This is a genomic window from Rothia mucilaginosa, assembly GCF_001061665.1.
GTDB classification, from domain to species: Bacteria; Actinomycetota; Actinomycetes; order Actinomycetales; family Micrococcaceae; genus Rothia; species Rothia mucilaginosa_A.
On record NZ_JVSP01000003.1, the window covers coordinates 20,252 to 39,452 of the forward strand.

Consider the following 19,201-nt stretch of genomic DNA (forward strand, 5'->3'; position numbering starts at 1 on the left):
GGCGGGCGAACTATATGCCGTGATTAGGCCGAGAGCTTTGCGCGGCCCTTACCGCGGCGGTTCGACAGAATCGCGCGGCCTGCACGGGTGCGCATACGCAGACGGAAGCCGTGCTTCTTGGCGCGACGGCGGTTGTTCGGCTGGAAAGTACGCTTGCTCATACTTTGTCTCCTTGATTTTCGCGGTTCTCGCCCTCACGGGGTGTCGGAACCGTACGCTTCTTGGTGCACGGAGGTATCGCGACTATTCGCGGTAGGCGGTGCACACACAACAGCACAACTTTAGAAGAGTGGCGGGAGTAAATCAAGTTCTTTTCGCTTTTTTCCGCGTGATTCCGGGCTCCTTATGGGGACTGGGTGCGGAATCGAGGAGAGCTGTTGGTGACGATCGAGGGTTTATGAGAGGCCGAGGGGAACCCTGAAGGGAACACGCTACGCTCCACTCGCATGAGTCACCGCTCCCATCCCCACCCCTGGGGATAACGCGGGATCGCGACTATCCACCGCGGGGCATATCCTCCTCGGATAGCACATTGCGCAACGCTTATCCACAGGCACACACAAACGCGCTACCCCCTGTAATTACAGGGAAGTCGGCGAATTCTCCACCGTTTTCCACCCTCCATCCACTCCTGTAATTACAACTTTTCCACCGTGTGGAAAACTCTTGTGGAAAACGTTAAATGCCTGTGCATTAAGCGGGTAGAATCTTAATGACCTGCGGAAGGTTCCGGCATCGTTGGCACTCTGTTGAGCTGCCAACGTCTTCTGCGGCAGATTGAGCGGAGGTAAAGACCCCTATGACCGAGTCACTTCAGGCGCGATGGGCGCACCTGCTGTCTATCCTGAGCAGCGACCCGAACGTCACGGCGCGCCAGCGTGGATTCGTGAACCTTGCGCGCCCCCAGGGTCTGATGGGATCTTCGCGCCTCATCATCGAGGTGCCCAATAAGCTCACCCGCGCCGTGTTTGAGGAGCAAATTACAGCACCTTTCCGTGCCGCGCTGCACGAGGCGTTCGGCCCCTCCACCACCGCGCTTTTCGATGTGAACGAGGCGATGGTTCCCATTGAAAGCCCAAGTCAGGACGTTAATGAGCCGGAACAGACCGCACCCGTCGAACCCGCAATTGCCGCAGCTCACCAGGTTCCCGATGAGCCTTCTGGCTATTCCGGCGCAACTCCCTACGCCGAGCCCGCCCGCCGTGAGGCCCCCGTTGGCTCCCGAGCTTTCGAGTACTACACCGAGCCGCATCCGGCACTGGATTCCGAGGCGCATGTCCCTGCGGATGAGCAGGTGACTCGTCCCTCGCTACAGGCCCTCGAGGCAGAACGAACCGCTTTCCACACTGCGCACAGTGAGGCCCCGGCCCCGGCCGCGCCGGTTGCGACCCAGCACGAAGACCCGGAAAACGCTCCGACGTGGGATAGCTCTGCTCGATTGAACCCGAATTACACCTTCGATACCTTCGTGATCGGCCAGTCCAACCGCTTTGCTCATGCAAGCGCCTTCGCCGTGGCAGAGCAGCCCGGCATCGTGTACAACCCGCTCTTCATCTACGGCGGTTCGGGCCTGGGCAAGACCCACCTGCTGCACGCGATTGGCCACTACACCAAGTACCTTTACCCGAATCTGCGAGTGCGCTACGTGAATTCTGAAGAGTTCACGAACGATTTCATCAACTCGATTCGCGACGACGAGGGTTCCTCGTTCAAGCAGATTTACCGCAATGTTGACGTTCTTCTGATTGACGATATCCAGTTTTTGGCGGGTAAAGAGGCGACAATGGAGGAGTTTTTCCATACCTTCAACGCGCTGTACAACCACCAGAAGCAGATTGTGATTACTTCGGATTTGCCGCCGAAGCAGCTGACCGGCTTTGCCGAGCGGATGCGTTCGCGCTTCGGGTCGGGTCTGAACGTGGATGTGCAGCCTCCGGAGCTGGAGACCCGCATCGCGATTCTGCGAAAGAAGGCTCAGAGCGAGATTTTGCCGGTGCGCGATGACGTTATGGAATACATTGCTTCCCATGTCACGGCCAATATTCGCGAGTTGGAGGGCGCTCTGATTCGCGCGAGCGCCGCCGCCTCGATGAAGAAGCCTCCGGAGCCCATCACCCTGGCTGAGGCTGAGACCTATTTGAAGGATTTGCTGTCGGATACGGGCGGCGCCGAGATTACCTCGGCGCTGGTGCTCTCGACGGTGGCGAAGTATTTCGATGTGTCCATCGAGGATATGCAGTCGAAGTCTCGCACCCGCACGCTCACGAACGCCCGCCAGGTGGCGATGTATCTGCTCCGTGAGCTGACCGAGATGTCCCTGCCGCGTATCGGTAATGATTTGGGCGGCCGCGACCACACGACCGTGATGCACGCGGTGCGTAAGGTGAGCGCGCAGATGGCTGAGCGGCAGACGATTTTCAATCAGGTGACCGAGCTGACGAACCTCATTCGCCAGGAACAGCGCGCCGCCGGATAGGCCCACGGAACCACTTACACCCCCTATAAGCCGCTGACAAGGCGTTTTATAGGGGGTATCGGGGTGGTTTGAGAGGGGCAGGGTTATTTTCGGCCACGATTTTTGGCTGCCTGGGGCCCTGAAATGTGGGGTGTGGATAAGCTGTGCTTTAACTCCGGCGCTCGTGTGGACGTTAAGTGCATGAATATTCAAAAGGTGTGGAAGAGAGTAAATGCATAAATATTCATACACAATGCATCCTCAACTTGGGGAGGATTCCTCCACTTAATATCCACAGGTCACTTCCGCGTCATTGCGGGGTTCTGCGGGGTTTTCCACCGTTTCCACAAGCGTTAATAATACTACTGTACTTAAAGAAAAAATCCTCCCCATAGCATGAAACATTTCCTCGCCCCGAGCTGCCGGGAAGTTCGATATGCATTTTGAGCTACTCAGGGCGTTCGCCCGTCGTGATTTCAGGAAACACTAGGCGATAGTAAGTGCTTTCTTTGATTCATTCTCCCTGTTGGTTTTGGCGAGAAACCCACATTTTTGAATGTCTAATTTCGAATCTATTTTCGATGCCTTCCAAGGATTCCTTCGCGGTTCTTTGTAATTACAAAAATGCGAGGCTGGTAACCGTGGTGACCGACCGTGTTCACCGCAAATCCCTGTAATTACAATTCGTCTGGATTCCGGTAGGATGGATAGACGCGCGCGCACGGGCACCGCGCACTAGAGCAGGCGAAACCTTCCGGCTCTCTCGCAATTCAGCTTTACGTGCGCCACAAACCGAATCTCTACCACCGTGAAAGGCGCCTTCTCGATGAAATTCACCGTTGAACGCGATGTCCTCGCCGAAGCAGTCGGCTGGACGGCACGCTCCCTGCCCTTGCGTCCTACCTCCCCCGTGCTCAACGGTCTGCTGATTACCGCCTCCGCCGGCGAAGTCAGCATCGCAAGCTTTGATCACGAAACCAGCGCCCGCCAGGTTATCGCCGCCGATGTTCAGGCCGAGGGTGTGTGCCTTGTTCCAGGTAAGATCCTGGCCGAAATCTGCCGTTCTCTTCCGAACGCTGAGGTCGAGTTCACCGCCGATGAGTCCGTGATTCGTCTGCACTGCCGTTCCGCTAACTTCCAGCTGGCCGGCATGCCCGTGGCCGATTACCCCGAGCTGCCCGAACTGCCCGAAGTTTCCGGTACCGTCGACGGCGCCGAATTTGCTGAAGCCGTCAAGCAGGTTCAGATTGCGGTGTCCAAGGACGAGACCCTGCCCCTGCTGACCGGTATTCGCGTCGAGATTAACGGCGACACCATGACCCTGCTCGCCACCGACCGCTACCGTCTAGCCATGCGCGAAATCAAGTGGAACCCCGTCAACCCCGATGTTCAGGCGGCTGTTCTGCTAAAGGCCAAGACCGTTTCCGAGGTCGGTAGCACTCTCTCCGGCTCCGGCGAGCTCTCCATTGCGCTGCCCGCCGCCGGTGAACTGATTGGTTTTGCTGCCGGTACCCGCCGCACCACGAGCGTTCTGATGGACGGCGATTACCCCAACATCCGTGCTCTCTTCCCCGAGCAGACCCCCATCCACGCGGTGGTTCGCACCTCCGACCTGACCGAGGCAGCTCGCCGTATCTCACTCGTGGCTGAGCGCAACACTCCGCTGCGCCTGAAGTTCACCCAAGGCTCGGTTGCCATCGATGCGGGCCGCGGCGACGAGGCTCAGGCCTCCGAAACCCTGCAGGCTCACCTCTCCGGCGACGACATCACCGTGGCGTACAATCCCTCCTACCTGCTGGACGGTCTGAAGGTGTTCGGCACCGAGTTCGTGCGTTTCTCCTTCACCGATGCGCCCAAGCCCGCCGTGATTTCGGGCCAGGACGAGCCGCTGGCTGAGGATGACCGCAACTACCGCTACCTGCTGATGCCGGTGCGTCTGCCCTCGAACTAGTAGCTTGCCGCCCCGCGCCCTTCCCGAGGCTCTGCCCAGGGAAGGCTCGCGGGGCTGTGCTTTCCCCGTCCGCGCTTATCCCCTCCTCGACCGAACCGTCCAACCGAACCGCACGAAAGGAGCCGTCCGGTGTACATCGACCACATCTCGCTGTTGGATTACCGCACCTACGCGCTGCTCAACCTGCCTCTATCGGCCGGGGTGACGGTTTTTCTGGGCTCGAATGGCGTGGGAAAAACGAATATCGTAGAGGCCATTGAGTATGCGGCGGCCCTCTCTTCGCACCGGGTGAGCCACGACGGTCCGCTGGTGCGCGTGGGCGCCGCCCGAGCCTACATCCGCACCCGCACTGTGCGCGGTTCGCAGCAGACCGTGACCGAGTTTGAGGTGGCTCCCGGTCAGGCGAATCGCGTGCGCATTAACCGGGCTGCCCCGGTGCGCGCTAAGGAAGCTCTGGGTATTGCTCGCACGGTGCTGTTTTCCCCCGAGGACCTGCAACTGGTGAAGGGCGATCCCGCCGGTCGTCGTCGATTTGTGGATGAGCTGGCCGTCTCTCTGCGCCCCGTGGTGGCGGGGTACCGCAGTGAGTACGAGCGGATTTTGCGGCAGCGTAATTCGCTGCTCAAGTCGATGCAGCGCCGCGCTCGCGACGAGAACGCGCTGAGTACCCTCGCGGTGTGGGATGGCCAGCTTGCCCTGATGGGGGCGCAACTGCTCTCTGCACGCTTCCGTCTGTTGCAGCGCCTACTCCCCCAGCTGCGTCGCGCCTATGCGGGGCTGACGGACGGTTCTAAGGACGTGGGGTTCATCTACGAGTCCACCGTCTTCGCAAGCATGGGCGAGCGCTCTCTTGAACACGCGGCCCTCATGAGCATCAAGGACCTGAAGGAGGCGCTTCTGTGCGGTTTCGCCGAGCGTCGCGCCGAGGAAATTGAGCGCGGCGTAACGCTGGTGGGGCCGCACCGTGAGGATGTGACCCTGCTGCTGGGCGGCCTTCCGGTTAAGCATTTTGCCTCGCACGGTGAGAGCTGGTCGTTTGCTCTGGCCCTGAAGTTGGCTTCGTGGTTTGTTCATGTGGAGGACGATTCTTCACCGGGTGCCTCCCCCATCCTGATTCTTGACGATGTCTTCGCCGAGCTCGACTCGGCGCGCCGCCACCGCCTGGGCGCTATGGTTGCCGCGGCGGAGCAGGTGCTCATTACGTGCGCCGTACTCACGGATATTCCGGAGGAGCTGGGCGAATACCGCTTGGTGTCTGTAACTCCAGGACATGCGGAGTACGTACCGTCGCCCGGCACTCGCGGTGGGAACGCAGAAGGAAGCACCGGTGAGACCCTCGCCAAGGAGAGCGGCGAAACGTTAGCTGAGAATCCTATTGCCGGTGGGGATCATGAGTAACCGTCCCGGAGAGGATTCCGTCCCCCTCACTGCACCCTTCGGCGATTCCTTGCCGATGCCTTCCCCGGCCCCTGACGCCCGTGAGCTCAACAGCACTGTTTCACGTGAAACATCCGGCGGCGAGGTCGATGGCTTCGGTGAATTTTACCGAGACGAGGTGGACGCCCCCGCGGCCCTGCTGACTCGTATGCGCGTGGCCGCCCAGGAACGCGGCGAGGCGCCCCTCAACGCTTTCTCGGCGCGAAAGATTATGCGCGAGTTCGGCGCCGCGATGTCCGGAACCGCCCCCAAGAAACGTCGAGAACGCGCACAGGGGTGGGATCCCCGCGTCATGGGTGGGTACAGCGGCCCCGGTGAAAGCTCCCGCGATCCCAAGCCGCTCGGGGGTATCGTGAGCGCGCTGATTCGGTCCCGAGGCTGGAAAGAGCCCGTGGCCGTCTCGAGCGTGCTGGCCCGCTGGGCTGAACTCGTTGGTCCCGAAATTGCCGCGCACACCAAACCTCTCAGCTTCGAGAACTCTATCGTTCAGGTGCAGTGCGACTCCACCGCCTGGGCCACTCAGCTGCGCCTGATGCACGGGCAGCTTATCGAGCTCTTCCGCCGAGAGCTTGGCGAGAGCGTGGTGGCGCAGGTACGAATCCTGGGTCCGAACAACGGCCGCTGGAGCCAGCGCGGGTATCGTCGCGCCTCCGGGATGCGCGGGGTGCGCGATACCTACGGGTAGGAGAGCCGGTGGTGCGTGCGGAACGAATTTTTGCCTCGAAACCGGACCGCTTGAAGAAGCAAAACCTCGGAAGTGCCCGCATCCCGGCCGCATAACCGAGGTGTATCCCCCCTCACTGGGGAGGGGGTTGAGCGTCTCTCAGGGGCCATTACGGGCGTTTGAGGGGGTGGAATATGGGTGAATTGCCCAAAAAATGGCGCGCTGGATGGCTTTAATACCCCCTTGCTCGGTAAAATAAAAGGGACAATGCGTAAAGTGCGCCCACCCGGGCGCCGCCGGCACCGCGAGTCCCCGAAGGCGCTTCACGCGCCGCGCCGAGGCGTTCTAGGCTACCCTCGGCAGTGTTCGCGGCTCCCTGCCGGTGCCCGGCTTACCCAAGGAGTTTCCCCTCGTGGCACCTGAACAGCCCCATGAATACGGTGCGTCCGACATCACCGTGCTGGAAGGCTTGGAGGCGGTTCGTAAACGCCCCGGCATGTACATCGGCTCGACCACCGAGCGCGGTCTGCACCACCTGGTCTACGAGGTCGTTGATAACTCCGTGGACGAGGCGCTCGCCGGTTACGCCTCCGAAATCGACGTGACCATCCAGGCCGATGGCGCGGTGCGCGTCAAGGATGACGGTCGCGGTATTCCCGTGGATGAGCACCCCACCGAGCACAAATCCACCGTCGAGGTCGTCATGACCGTGCTGCACGCCGGCGGTAAGTTTGGCGGCGGCGGCTACTCGGTCTCCGGTGGTCTGCACGGCGTGGGTATCTCCGTGGTGAACGCCCTATCGACCCGCGTGATTACCGAGGTGCACCGCCAGGGCTACGCGTGGCACATCTCCTTCTCCAACGGTGGCGTGCCCGACGGTCCCCTGCGTCGCGGCGAGCCCTCCGATAAGACCGGCACGATTCAGGCCTTCTATCCGGATCCCGAGATTTTCGAGACTGTCGAGTTCGATTTTGAGACCCTGCGCGCTCGCTTCCAGCAAATGGCCTTCCTGAATAAGGGCCTGACCATCACCCTGACCGATGAGCGCGAGAGGTTCACCGGTGACGAGGTTGCCGAAGAGGAGAAGGAAAACACTCTCAACCGCGTGCGTGCGAACGCTGACGGTTTCATGACCGTCACTTACCGTTACGACAACGGCCTGTTCGACTACGTGCACTTCCTGAATGCCGGCGCGAAGACCATCGTGAACGAAGAGATTGTCTCCTTCGAATCCGAGGACTCCGACCGTAACATGAGCCTGGAAGTGGCCATGCAGTGGACCGGTGCGTACAAGGAATCCGTCTACTCCTACGCAAACACGATCAACACCCACGAGGGCGGCACCCATGAAGAGGGTTTCCGTGCCGCGCTGACCTCCCTGGTGAACCGTTACGCTCGCGACAACAAGCTGTTGCGCGATAAGGACGATAACCTCACCGGTGAAGACGTGCGTGAGGGCCTGACCGCGGTCATCTCGATTAAGATTTCCGAGCCGCAGTTCGAGGGTCAGACGAAGACCAAGCTGGGTAACTCGGAGGCGAAGTCCTTCACCCAGCGCGAGGTGAACGATCACCTGAGCGACTGGTTCGACCGTAACCCCGCCGTGGCCAAGGACATCGTGCGTCGCGCGATTACCGCCGCCCAGGCGCGTATCGCCGCCCGCAAGGCCCGTGAGACGACCCGCCGCAAGGGCCTGCTGGAGACCAGCTCCATGCCCGGTAAGCTCAAGGACTGTTCCTCGAAGGATCCGTCGATCTCTGAGATTTACCTGGTGGAGGGTGACTCCGCGGGTGGTTCGGCGGTTCAGGGTCGTAACCCGAACACTCAGGCTATTCTGCCGCTGCGCGGTAAGATCCTGAACGTTGAGCGCGCTCGCCTGGATCGTGCCCTGTCGAACGCCGAAATTCAGGCGATGATTACCGCCTTCGGCACCGGCATCGGTGATGATTTCAATATCGAAAAGGCTCGCTACCACAAGATCGTGCTCATGGCCGATGCGGACGTGGACGGCCAGCACATCACGACCCTGCTGCTGACCCTGCTCTTCCGCTTCATGCGCCCGCTGATTGAGGCCGGTTACGTGTACCTGGCTCAGCCGCCGCTGTACCGCATCAAGTGGTCTAACGCTCCGCACGATTACGTCTACTCCGATGCAGAGCGCGACGAGGCTCTGGCACGTGGTTTGGCGAATAACCAGCGTCTGCCCAAGGACAACGGTATTCAGCGTTACAAGGGTCTGGGCGAGATGGACTACACCGAGCTGTGGGACACCACCATGGATCCGGCGCGCCGTACCCTGCTGCAGGTGAAGATGGAGGACGCGGCTGCCGCGGACCAGATCTTCTCGGTGCTTATGGGTGAGGACGTTGAGGCCCGCCGCGAGTTTATCCAGCAGAACGCAAAGGACATCCGATTCCTCGATATCTAACCCGCACGGCATATTTCTTTTGGGGAATATGCGGAATGGGTTATGTAACCGAGTGATTTATTGAGGGAAATAATGAGCGAAGAACAGCAGAACGAAGTGACCGGAGCTGACGTCGTCAGCACCGGTGACACCGAGATCGTGGACCACCACGGCCACATTGAACAGGTGGACCTGCAAACTGAAATGCAGCGCTCCTACCTGGACTACGCGATGGCCGTCATCATCGGTCGTGCCCTGCCGGATGTCCGTGACGGCCTCAAGCCCGTGCACCGTCGCGTCATCTACGCAATGTACGACGGCGGTTACCGCCCGGACCGCGCCTTCAACAAGTGCGCCCGCGTGGTCGGCGACGTCATGGGTCAGTTCCACCCCCACGGCGATAGCGCCATCTACGACACCCTCGTGCGTCTGATTCAGAGCTGGATTATGCGCTACCCGCTGGCACTGGGACAGGGCAACTTCGGCTCCCCCGGTAACGATGGCGCAGCGGCTCCCCGATACACCGAGACGAAGATGGCCCCCATCGCCCTGGAGATGGTGCGCGACATCAACGAGGACACCGTTGATTTCCAGCCCAACTACGACGGCAAGTCTCTCGAGCCGACCGTTCTGCCCTCTCGCATCCCGAACCTGCTGGTTAACGGCTCCTCGGGTATCGCCGTGGGTATGGCGACCAACATTCCCCCGCACAACCTACGCGAGGTGGCCGAGGGCGTGGAGTGGTTCCTGAAGAACCCGCACGCCACCAACGAAGAGCTGCTGAACGCTCTGATGGCTCGCATCAAGGGCCCGGATTTCCCGACCGGTGCGCAGATTCTGGGCACCAAGGGTATTGAGGATGCGTACCGCACCGGCCGTGGTTCGATTACCATGCGTGCCGTGGTCAACGTCGAGGAAATCCACGGACGCACCTGCCTGGTCGTCACCGAGCTGCCGTACCAGGCAAACCCGGATAACCTGGCCATCAAGATTGCCGAGCTCATCAAGGACGGCAAGGTCACCGGTATCGCCGACCTGCGCGACGAGACTTCGGGTCGTACCGGTCAGCGCTTGGTGATTGTGCTCAAGCGTGATGCTTCCCCGAAGGTTGTGCTGAACAACCTGTACAAGCACACCCAGCTGCAGGAGAACTTCTCCGCGAACATGCTGGCCATCGTGGACGGCGTGCCCCGCACCCTGTCCCTGGACGCTTTCGTGCGCCACTGGGTCAACCACCAGCTGGATGTTATCGTCCGCCGTACCCGCTACCGTCTGCGCCAGGCGGAGGAAGAGGCGCACATCCTGCGCGGCCTGCTCAAGGCCCTGGATGCTCTGGACGAGGTTATCGCCCTGATTCGCCGCTCCCCCACCGCGGACGAGGCGCGCACCGCTCTGATGGAGTTCCTGCAGATTGACGAGGCTCAGGCTCAGGCCATCCTGAACATGCAGCTGCGTCGCCTGGCCGCCTTGGAACGCCAGAAGATTCAGGACCGCCACGACGAGCTGATGCGCATGATCGCCGAGTACAACGCAATCATCGCTTCCGAGACTCGCCAGCGCGAGATTATCTCTGAGGAGCTGGGCGAGATCGTGAACCGCTACGGCGATGAGCGTCGCACCCAGATCATGTACGGCTACAACGGCGACATGTCGATGGAAGACCTCATCCCCGAGGAGGAGGTCGTGGTGACGATTACTCGCGGCGGCTACATCAAGCGCACCCGCAGTGATCAGTACCGTAGCCAGCACCGCGGCGGTAAGGGCATCAAGGGTGCCTCCCTGCGCGGTGATGACGTGGTGGAGCACTTCTTCGTGACCACCACGCACAGCTGGATTCTGTTCTTCACGAACCTGGGCCGCGTGTACCGCGCGAAGGGCTACGAATTGCAGGAAGCCGGCCGCGACGCGAAGGGTCAGCACATTGCGAACCTGCTGGAGTTCCAGGGCGGCGAGCACATCGCCCAGGTGATGGAGCTCAAGAGCTACGAGGACGCTGAGTACCTGGTGCTGGCAACCCGTGGCGGCATGGTGAAGAAGAGCCGCCTGAGCGATTACGACACGAACCGTACCGCGGGCCTGATCGCCATCAACCTGCGCGAAGGTGACGAGGTTGTTTCGGCCTTCACCGTTTCGGCTGCCGATGACATCCTGCTGGTTTCTCGTAACGGTATGTCCCTGCGCTTCCATGCGGATGACGCTTCGTTGCGCCCCATGGGTCGCTCGACTTCCGGTGTGACCGGCATGAAGTTCCGCGAGGGTGACGAGCTGATTTCTGCCAACGTGGTCACTGAGGGCTCCTATGTCTTCGTGGTGACTGAGGGTGGCTACGCGAAGCGCACGAGCGTGGATGAATATCGCGTTCAGGGTCGTAACGGTTTTGGCATTAAGGTTGCTAAGCTTGTGGAGGATCGTGGCGCCCTGGTGGGTGGCCTCATCGTGGACGAAGAGGACGAGGTCCTGGTCGTGATGTCCAGCGGCAAGGTTGTTCGTTCGAATGTGAATGAGGTTCCCGCGAAGGGACGCGATACCATGGGTGTTATCTTTGCAAAGCCCAGTGAGGGCGATTCGATTATCGGTGTAGCCCGTAACCAGGATCGTCAGCTGGACGACAGCGATGATGAAAACACTGAGAATGCCGAGGCGGCAGACGATACTTCTGCGGCTCCCGGCACGGATAACGAGGGTGAAGCGGCGGCTGCCGACCTCACCGCTACTGGAGGTAACTAATGAGCAGCACTCCCGCGAGCTCCTCTTCCGCGTCAGCGCAGCGTTCGGCAGCAGCTGGTGCGTCTAAGAAGGGAGCCCCTAAGTCTGGTGCCCGCCGCCCGGCTCAGGCACGTTCAGGTCAGGCCCGTCCCGGAGCCGCTAAGCGTCCTGCCGGCAAGCGCCCGGTGAATGCTAAGCGTCCGACGGGTTCGCGTCGCCAGCTGGTGCGCCCCGCGCCTCGTTCGAAGATTCGTCGCGCGCGCCTGGTGGTGCAGAAGGTCGATACCTGGTCGGTAGCAAAGCTGATCTTCCTGCTGTCGATTGCTCTGGGTATCGTGACCGTCGTGGCCTCGGTGATTCTGTGGCTGTTCCTGCAGGCTTCGGGTGCCTTTACCGGTGTAAACCAGCTGATTAGCTCGCTGGGTACCGGTTCGACCACCGTGGATATCTCGCAGATGATTTCGCTGGGGCAGGTGGCTCTGGTAACCACGATTTTTGCCGTGGTGAACACCGTGGTCTTCACCCTGCTGGGTATGATTGCCGCTATCCTGTACAACCTGGCTGCAAAGCTGGTGGGTGGCGTGACCCTGACCCTGAGCGACGAGTCTTAAGAGCGCTCGACTATGAGTTTGAATTGGGCGGTATCGTCTCCGTGCGGAGGCGGTGCCGCCCTTTTTGCGCTATCTTTTCTGTGTTCTGCGGGGGCTTTGGTGGTGTGTCCTATCTTGATGCTGAACCCCTTCATGCATATGTGACGCATAACATATCATTTTGATTTGGTGTTCCCTCTAAACGCCTGTATAGTTATATCTCGTTCTACGGAAGAAATTCCGCAGAGGGAGGGCGTATAGCTCAGACGGTTAGAGCGCTTCGCTGATAACGAAGAGGTCCCAAGTTCGATTCTTGGTACGCCCACTCCGCACTGTGAAAGGCAGAGATGAAGAAAGTTTTTCTGATTATCGCTCTTTCGGGTGTTGTTGTGATGGCGCTAATAAAGCGTCAGAACAATGAGGTCATCAAGGCCTGGAAATAACTAAACAGTGGTTTCCGCTGAAGCGGGGGCGTGGCGCAATTGGTAGCGCATCTGCTTTGCAAGCAGAGGGTTAGGGGTTCGAGTCCCCTCGCCTCCACTTTCCGGTGATTATAGCAAGAGGGAAACGCCTGGCTCCATTCCGAACCCAGAAGCTAAGACTCTTCGCGCCGATGGTACTGCACTTTTGTGGGTGTGGGAGAGTAGGTCGTTGCCGGTTTATTTTTGAGAAAGACCCCGTATCGAGAGATGCGGGGTCTTTGCTATATATGCTGCACCCCTTCGGCTCACTCGGTTCAGAGCTTTCGCGGTAGACTGCCGGGGAATTTGCAGTAAATGCATAACGGGGTACTCAGTGCGAGGTGAGTAATAGACGCGCATCACAAATGGAAATCTGGGAACTTCCTGAAGGTGAACACTAGATGAACTCACCCCGGCGCTCAGCGTGTGGTATATCGCCCGATGTCCATGTTTAGTGAAGAATCCACATAAAACAACTTAATGATTCTGGTGGGTGCACCCTTTTTGCCTAGTGATAGCGGGTTTCTCGGGATGATGGATGAACAACCCCACGAAACACGCACCCAATCGTGTGGGTTTGCGTGTTATTTCGTGTTAAAACCGAATACTTTCGATTTTTGGGGAAGCGACAGATAATTCTCTTGTGACTACAGAACTCATTATTCTCGTGATCGTGGTGCTGACCGCGCTCGCCTTCGACTTTACGAACGGCTTTCACGACACCGGCAACGCGATGGCTACGTCCATCGCTACCGGCGCGTTGAAGCCGAAGACAGCCGTGGCTCTCTCCGCATCCCTGAACCTGGTGGGTGCCTTCCTCTCCGTTGAGGTTGCACGCTCGGTCGGTAGCGGCATCGTGAACCTGGACCGTATCGATGTAACCTCGAACGGCCCCGCACTGATGCTGATTGTCTTTACCGGCCTGGTGGGTGGCATCCTCTGGAACGTGCTGACCTGGTTGCTGGGCCTGCCCTCCTCTTCATCGCACGCACTTTTCGGCGGCCTGATCGGTTCCGCGCTGGTGGCCATCGGCTTCGACGGTGTGCAGTGGATGGGCGTGCTCTCCAAGATCATTGTCCCCGCGGTTCTATCCCCCGTCATTGCCGCGATTGTGTCGGCAACCGGCACCTGGCTGGTGTACCGCATTGCTGCCCCTGTGGCCGATGAGCGCAAGCACAGCGGCTTCCGCAAGGGTCAGGTGGCTACCGCATCCCTGATGTCTCTGGCGCACGGTACGAACGATGCGCAGAAGACCATGGGCGTGATTTTCTTGGCTCTGGTGGCTTCGGGTTCTCTCAATAGCGACGACGCCATCCCCCTGTGGGTCAAGGCGGCCTGTGCGCTCGCTATCGCCCTGGGAACCTACCTGGGTGGTTGGCGCATCATTCGCACCCTCGGTAAGGGCATCGTTGAGGTGGACACCCCGCAGGGTGTGGCTGCCGACGGTGCCTCCGCCGCGATTATTCTGACCTCTTCCCACTTCGGTATGGCTCTGTCGACCACTCACGTGGCGTCCGGCTCGATTCTGGGTAGTGGCCTGGGCCGTAAGGGTGCCGAGGTACGCTGGTCCGTAGCGGGTCGTATGGTGGTCGCCTGGCTGATTACCCTGCCGGCTGCCGCGATTGTGGGTGCTCTGACCTGGCTGATTGGTCACGGCTTGAATGCTCTGACCGGCACCCAGTTCATTGGCGAAATGACCGTGTTCGCTCTGCTGGTTATCTTCTGCTTCCTGATGTGGCGTCACTCCCAGAAGGACAACATTGACGCTTCGAACGTGACTGGCGACTGGGATGAAAAGGAAGGCGCTGCAGTCACCAGCGCTGAGGCATCCGCAGACCAGACTCTTGCTACTGAGAAGGCAGGTTCGTAAGCCATGGCATATCTGTTGGAGATCGTAAACAAGATTATTCCGGTGCTCATGGCCGGTCTCTTCTTCGGTGCGGGTCTTCCGGCGCTGTATGCGCTCGGCCTCCGCCTCATGGCGGGCCGTACCGAGTACACGGCGGATGGTCAGCTGGTGGAGATTGAGCCGCCGAGCACGGTGGCTAAGATTGCCGCCGGGATTGTTTTTGCTATCATCGTAGCAATCGTAATCATCGCCATTCTCTGGGTTGCTAAGGACTTTATTCACCACACGTTCGGCTGGAATATTTTCGGCGTCACCGGTGGAGGTCACTAGAACCGTGAAACACACAGTGAATATGATGATGACAGTATCGAAGGAGGGGCTCAATGCCTGATAAGGGCATCATCTCTCGAGTAATCGACTGGCTGAGCGTTGGGTATCCCAAGGACGTCCCTGTTCAGGACCGTGCAGCCGTGATGGCCATCCTGAAGATGCGTCTGACGGATGAACAGCTGCAGGAAGTGGTCCGCCAGCTTATGCAGTCCCGCGCTGCTCGCGGTGAGGCATACGTGAGTGACCAGCGAATCAACGAGTACATTCGTCGCGTGGTCGACCATACCCCGACCCCGCAGGACATCGACCGAGTAGCTAAAATTCTGGGTGCACACGGCTTCCTGATTGCAGAAAACCATGTGAACGAGGATGCCGAGCCCGCCGGTCGTACGGAGTATGTGCCGTACGAGGACCCGACGACCGGTGAGATTCGTATTGCGGAGCTGGCCGCCGAGTCGGCAAACGTTGCATCACCGCAGATCGCTGAGTCGGATGACTAAAAATTCGAGGGTTGGCTGAATAGACAACCAAGAGGCCTACCGGGCGAATAATTCGTCCGGTAGGCCTCTTCTATGTCCAGGCTCTCGCTCTAGGCTCCGTCACCTTGACGTCCCATCGGTGTATTCTTACTCCGCTATCTCTCACTCTGTGCGGTCCTCGACCGTCGCTCATCCCCGGAGGCTCGATGTCTTCTTCGCAGATTCCCGAATCTCGTCAATCGGACAAATCTACCGGCGCGCGAGGTCGCTTCGCGGCCGTAGGAGACGCCGCAAAGCGGCGTGGGCGCGACCTGGTGGTTCCCCGACGTTCCCTGCTGCTGACCGGTGGCGTCATCCTGGCGGGTGGTCTTATCGCTACGGCACCGCGCATCGCCGCTACCGGCCTTCTGGGTGAGGATGCCGCCGTCACGGTTTCCGTAGAAAAGTTGCTGGCTCGCCGCGAGCGTCGTGTGCGCGAAAATATCGATACCCGTTACCTGCGCATTGAATCGCTGGAGCGTATTAACGTGGGTAAGGGGAACGAAGAGCAGAATCTGCGACTGGTGGGTTCCCTAGCGCTCACGGAAGCCGCACAAGCGGATTTGCCGGCCGCTGCGGAGGCGCTGGCCCAACTATCGGTTTACGGCTCAATACAGCGTCTGAGCGTCACCTACGGCGGTATAGACCCGTTTAACGACCCGCATGGGGGTAGCCAGTGCACCAATACTCCGGTCGCCCCGCTGCGTGTGAACGATTCGGCAACCCTTGACCGGGAGCAGTGGCTCAAGCTCCTCAATGCATCAGCCGCGCTGGGAACCAACGCGGACTATACCCAGGGGATCGCCATGGCGGACGAGCTACGCCTAACCGCGGTCATCGAGGAGGGCGAGTATGCCAACGTGGTTCGTCGCTTCCGCGCCCTGGGCAGTCTGGGCACCTCAGAGGAGCGTGTGAAGCAGATACAGCTCTACGCTCAGATTGCCATCTCTAAGGCGGTGAAGGTGCCCTCGGGTGGCGAGACGAAGATTGCTGTGAGCGTTGCGGAACCGGCCCGCGTGGCGGTGGCGGCCGATGCTCTGGATAGGGCGGTCACGCCCGCTGAGTTGAGCACCCTCGCAACTTTCGCGCTAACGTGGAACGCCCGCCAGGAATACCCAGCCGCCGGACGGGACGACGCCCTTAAGCTGGGGTTTAAGAGCCCCTCATCGAAGGACGAGCAGGCAAAAGAGAAGCTGAAGGAAGCCATTCGCCGCTACCTGCAGGAAGAGTCTGGGCCGCTGAACGCGGTGTCCAAGCGTGAGGCGAATGTGCCCGGCGAGGTCATCACGGGAGCGTAGCGCGTCGGCTTCCCTTTGAGGAGGCTTAGCGATGCTGTGATGGGTCTTACGAAAAAAATGTCCGCGAGGATTTGGTGATGTCCGAACCGCTGGTATAGACTGGTAGGGCACCACGGGGGCGTGGCGCAATTGGTAGCGCATCTGCTTTGCAAGCAGAGGGTTAGGGGTTCGAGTCCCCTCGCCTCCACTTTCCGGTGATTATAGCAAGAGGGAAACGCCTGGCTCCATTCCGAACCCAGAAGCTAAGACTCTTCGCGCCGATGGTACTGCACTTTTGTGGGTGTGGGAGAGTAGGTCGTTGCCGGTTTATTTTTGAACCGAGAACCCCATGTCGAAAGACATGGGGTTCTTCGCGTATCCGGGATATCGCTACGGGGAAGCAAGGTGGCGGCTTCACACGTGACCACGCCTCCACGCTTATCCCACGCACGCAAAACGGCCGCTCTCCGGAGAATCATCCGGAGAGCGGCCGTTCAAGCTAGATACGCGCTAGAGGCGGGAAGAACGTTTAGGCGTTCTTCCAAGGATCCTCAACGGGGCGAGCAGCGTTGTATGCGGCCGCGCCTGCGACACCCAGCGCCACAACCAGGCCCAGGAAAGCCAGACCCTTGCGGGGGCGCTTACCGCCGTTGCGCTCGATGCGTGCCAGCTCCTTCTCCGCGGCACGAGCGGTCTTTGCGGTGGCCTTGCGGGCCTTCTTCAGGGCGTTCTTCTTGCCGGTCAGCTTCTCGGCGAAAAGCTCAGCGGCCTTGCCCTCAAGCGAGGACTCAGCGGCAGCCAGGGACGAGACGACAGCCTGGGCCTTAGCAGCCTTGCGGGCCTTACGCTTCTTGCAGCAGAACATGGGGTGACCTCCATCGGTTGGGCGTCGCGGCGGTAAGAATCACCGAGACGCGCGTAGTGTTCACCTCTCAGGATATTCAATTCCGGCCTAAAAAGCCCGCCCGACAGTGCGCCCGGGGCGAAAAAACACGTTGTATGGCGAATGAGCGCCAGCCCGTGCCACAATAGAGCCATGACTAATGCAACTGCTAAGGCAACTATCCACACCAACTACGGTGACATCGTCGTGAACCTGTTCGGTAACCACGCACCCCTGACTGTCGAGAACTTCATCGGCCTGGCCGACGGTTCCCGCCAGTGGAAGCACCCCCGCACCGGTGAAATCATGAACACCCCCCTGTACAAGGACGTCGTGTTCCACCGCATCATCAAGGACTTCATGATTCAGGGTGGCGACCCCCTGGGCATGGGCGTTGGTGGCCCCGGCTACCAGTTCAAGGATGAGATTCACCCCGAGCTCTCCTTCTCCAAGCCCTACCTGCTGGCAATGGCTAACGCCGGCCCCGGCACCAACGGTTCCCAGTTCTTCATCACCACCGTTGAGACCCCCTGGCTGAACGGCCGCCACACCATCTTCGGTGAGGTCGCTGACGAGGCATCCAAGAAGGTTGTCGACGCTATTGAGGGCGTTGAGACCGGCTTCCAGGACCGCCCGGTCAAGGACGTCGTCATCTCCTCGATTGACGTCGAGAAGCTCTAAAACCCCTTCAGAAGGCTCGTGGAGCGTTCTGGTGTGTTGATAAAACACATATAGTTCAGGGGCCCGCCAGGATTTTTCCGGCGGGCCCCTGAACTTATATGGCCTGTACACCGTTCCGAACCATCCGGCACAAAATCTTTGGAGATTCAGTGGAGAACTTTCCCAACTACTCCGGCTACGGGCAGACCCCTACCGTCTGCGCCAACCACCCCGACCGCGTCAGCTACGCCCGGTGCGGACGATGCAACCGGGCCATCTGCGGTGAATGTCAGATGAACCAGGGAGCCGGTACGGTCTGCCCCGACTGCTACCGCGAGCTTAACGGGGACATCGCGAAGCCGAAGCGTTCCTTCATCGCCCGTCACTGGTACCTTACGTACACGCTCATTCTCATTAATGTTGTGATGTACGGTCTGCAACAGATCATTCCCAACGAATGGGTGGTTAGGCATGGCAACATCTGGTGGCCCTACGTCCAGCACGGCGAGTACTACCGCATCATCAGCTACGGTTTTCTTCACATGCAGAACGACCCGATGCACCTGGTATGGAACATGATTAACCTCTTCATCTACGGCGTGTCTCTCGAACGCATGATAGGGCGCTGGAAGTTCCTTGTGGTGTACCTGGGCTCTATCATCTTTGGTGCCCTTGGCGTGTACGTGCTGGCTCCTGGAACGAGTGTGGTGGGTGCCTCCGGTGGTCTATTCGGCCTCATGGGCTCGTTCTTGACCCTGCTAATCATCATGAAGCAGAAGGACACTGCACGAGTGTTCGTCATGATTACTGCCCCGAACATCATCTATAGCATTCTGACCCCGTCGAATATCTCCCACGCATGCCACGCCGGTGGCTTTGTCGGTGGCGTGCTGCTGACCCTGCTGTTTGTCCCGCTTGTGGATAAGCCTGAGCCTTCTCAGCCGCCGCAGCAGAGCCCGCAGCAGTGGCAAAACGGCAGGTACTGAGCCTGAAAATCCGCGGAAAATCTTCGG

15 protein-coding genes, 3 tRNA genes and 2 rRNA genes are annotated in these 19,201 nt (G+C 59.7%); 18 read left to right on the plus strand and 2 right to left on the minus strand.

The window, feature by feature from the left end; all coding sequences use genetic code 11:
• Positions 1 to 23 precede the first annotated feature (23 nt).
• Positions 24 to 161 carry a 50S ribosomal protein L34 gene (rpmH, locus tag ADJ95_RS02390; protein ID WP_049332235.1) on the minus strand — a complete coding sequence of 46 codons (138 nt, stop codon included), beginning with the start codon at positions 159 to 161 and terminating at the stop codon, positions 24 to 26.
• 638 nt (positions 162 to 799) lie between these two features.
• Here rpmH and dnaA point away from each other — a divergent pair.
• From dnaA to rrf (ADJ95_RS02470), 16 genes are all read left to right on the plus strand, one after another.
• The gene (dnaA, locus tag ADJ95_RS02395) at positions 800 to 2,476 is read left to right on the plus strand and encodes a chromosomal replication initiator protein DnaA (protein ID WP_049332238.1); all 1,677 of its coding nucleotides are present in this window, start codon (positions 800 to 802) and stop codon (positions 2,474 to 2,476) included.
• A gap of 805 nt (positions 2,477 to 3,281) precedes the next feature.
• Positions 3,282 to 4,406, plus strand: coding sequence for a DNA polymerase III subunit beta (gene dnaN / locus ADJ95_RS02400; RefSeq protein WP_049332240.1), 1,125 nt, complete (start codon positions 3,282 to 3,284; stop codon positions 4,404 to 4,406).
• Between the two features lie 129 nt (positions 4,407 to 4,535).
• Positions 4,536 to 5,804, plus strand: a complete 1,269-nt coding sequence (gene recF, locus ADJ95_RS02405; RefSeq protein ID WP_049332242.1) for a DNA replication/repair protein RecF — start codon at positions 4,536 to 4,538, stop codon at positions 5,802 to 5,804.
• A 55-nt stretch (positions 5,805 to 5,859) separates the two neighbouring features.
• On the plus strand, positions 5,860 to 6,528 hold the full coding sequence (locus tag ADJ95_RS02410) for a DciA family protein (protein ID WP_080974923.1): 669 nt from the start codon (positions 5,860 to 5,862) through the stop codon (positions 6,526 to 6,528).
• 391 nt (positions 6,529 to 6,919) lie between these two features.
• Positions 6,920 to 8,935: a DNA topoisomerase (ATP-hydrolyzing) subunit B gene (gene gyrB / locus ADJ95_RS02415; protein WP_152691690.1), complete on the plus strand. Its 2,016-nt coding sequence runs from the start codon at positions 6,920 to 6,922 to the stop codon at positions 8,933 to 8,935.
• A gap of 72 nt (positions 8,936 to 9,007) precedes the next feature.
• Positions 9,008 to 11,641 (plus strand): DNA gyrase subunit A, encoded by a 2,634-nt coding sequence (gene gyrA, locus ADJ95_RS02420; protein WP_049332245.1) that lies wholly within the window; start codon positions 9,008 to 9,010, stop codon positions 11,639 to 11,641.
• On the plus strand, positions 11,641 to 12,231 hold the full coding sequence (locus ADJ95_RS02425) for a DUF3566 domain-containing protein (protein WP_049332247.1): 591 nt from the start codon (positions 11,641 to 11,643) through the stop codon (positions 12,229 to 12,231). Before gyrA ends, ADJ95_RS02425 begins: the two co-directional genes overlap by 1 nt.
• Positions 12,232 to 12,461: 230 nt before the next feature.
• Positions 12,462 to 12,535 (plus strand) — tRNA-Ile (locus tag ADJ95_RS02430).
• A 142-nt stretch (positions 12,536 to 12,677) separates the two neighbouring features.
• A tRNA-Ala gene (locus ADJ95_RS02435) sits at positions 12,678 to 12,750 on the plus strand.
• A gap of 3 nt (positions 12,751 to 12,753) precedes the next feature.
• A 5S ribosomal RNA gene (gene rrf, locus ADJ95_RS02440) occupies positions 12,754 to 12,870 on the plus strand.
• A gap of 444 nt (positions 12,871 to 13,314) precedes the next feature.
• Positions 13,315 to 14,541 (plus strand): inorganic phosphate transporter, encoded by a 1,227-nt coding sequence (locus ADJ95_RS02445; protein ID WP_049332248.1) that lies wholly within the window; start codon positions 13,315 to 13,317, stop codon positions 14,539 to 14,541.
• A 3-nt stretch (positions 14,542 to 14,544) separates the two neighbouring features.
• Complete coding sequence (locus ADJ95_RS02450; protein WP_049332249.1) at positions 14,545 to 14,850, plus strand: hypothetical protein; 306 nt, start codon at positions 14,545 to 14,547, stop codon at positions 14,848 to 14,850.
• A gap of 53 nt (positions 14,851 to 14,903) precedes the next feature.
• Positions 14,904 to 15,350, plus strand: coding sequence for a DUF3349 domain-containing protein (locus ADJ95_RS02455; RefSeq protein WP_049332253.1), 447 nt, complete (start codon positions 14,904 to 14,906; stop codon positions 15,348 to 15,350).
• Positions 15,351 to 15,643: 293 nt separating this feature from the next.
• Positions 15,644 to 16,666, plus strand: coding sequence for an acetamidase (locus ADJ95_RS02460; RefSeq protein ID WP_152691691.1), 1,023 nt, complete (start codon positions 15,644 to 15,646; stop codon positions 16,664 to 16,666).
• A gap of 114 nt (positions 16,667 to 16,780) precedes the next feature.
• Positions 16,781 to 16,853, plus strand: a tRNA-Ala gene (locus tag ADJ95_RS02465).
• Between the two features lie 3 nt (positions 16,854 to 16,856).
• A 5S ribosomal RNA gene (gene rrf / locus ADJ95_RS02470) occupies positions 16,857 to 16,973 on the plus strand.
• A 201-nt stretch (positions 16,974 to 17,174) separates the two neighbouring features.
• Here rrf (ADJ95_RS02470) and ADJ95_RS02475 read toward each other — a convergent pair.
• The gene (locus tag ADJ95_RS02475) at positions 17,175 to 17,510 is read right to left on the minus strand and encodes a hypothetical protein (RefSeq protein WP_049332256.1); all 336 of its coding nucleotides are present in this window, start codon (positions 17,508 to 17,510) and stop codon (positions 17,175 to 17,177) included.
• A gap of 171 nt (positions 17,511 to 17,681) precedes the next feature.
• Between ADJ95_RS02475 and ADJ95_RS02480 the strand changes: the two genes are divergently transcribed.
• The gene (locus tag ADJ95_RS02480; protein ID WP_049332259.1) at positions 17,682 to 18,209 is read left to right on the plus strand and encodes a peptidylprolyl isomerase; all 528 of its coding nucleotides are present in this window, start codon (positions 17,682 to 17,684) and stop codon (positions 18,207 to 18,209) included.
• Positions 18,210 to 18,358: 149 nt separating this feature from the next.
• Entirely contained in the window at positions 18,359 to 19,174 is an 816-nt protein-coding gene (locus tag ADJ95_RS02485; RefSeq protein ID WP_049332262.1) for a rhomboid family intramembrane serine protease, read from the plus strand.
• Positions 19,175 to 19,201 lie beyond the last annotated feature (27 nt).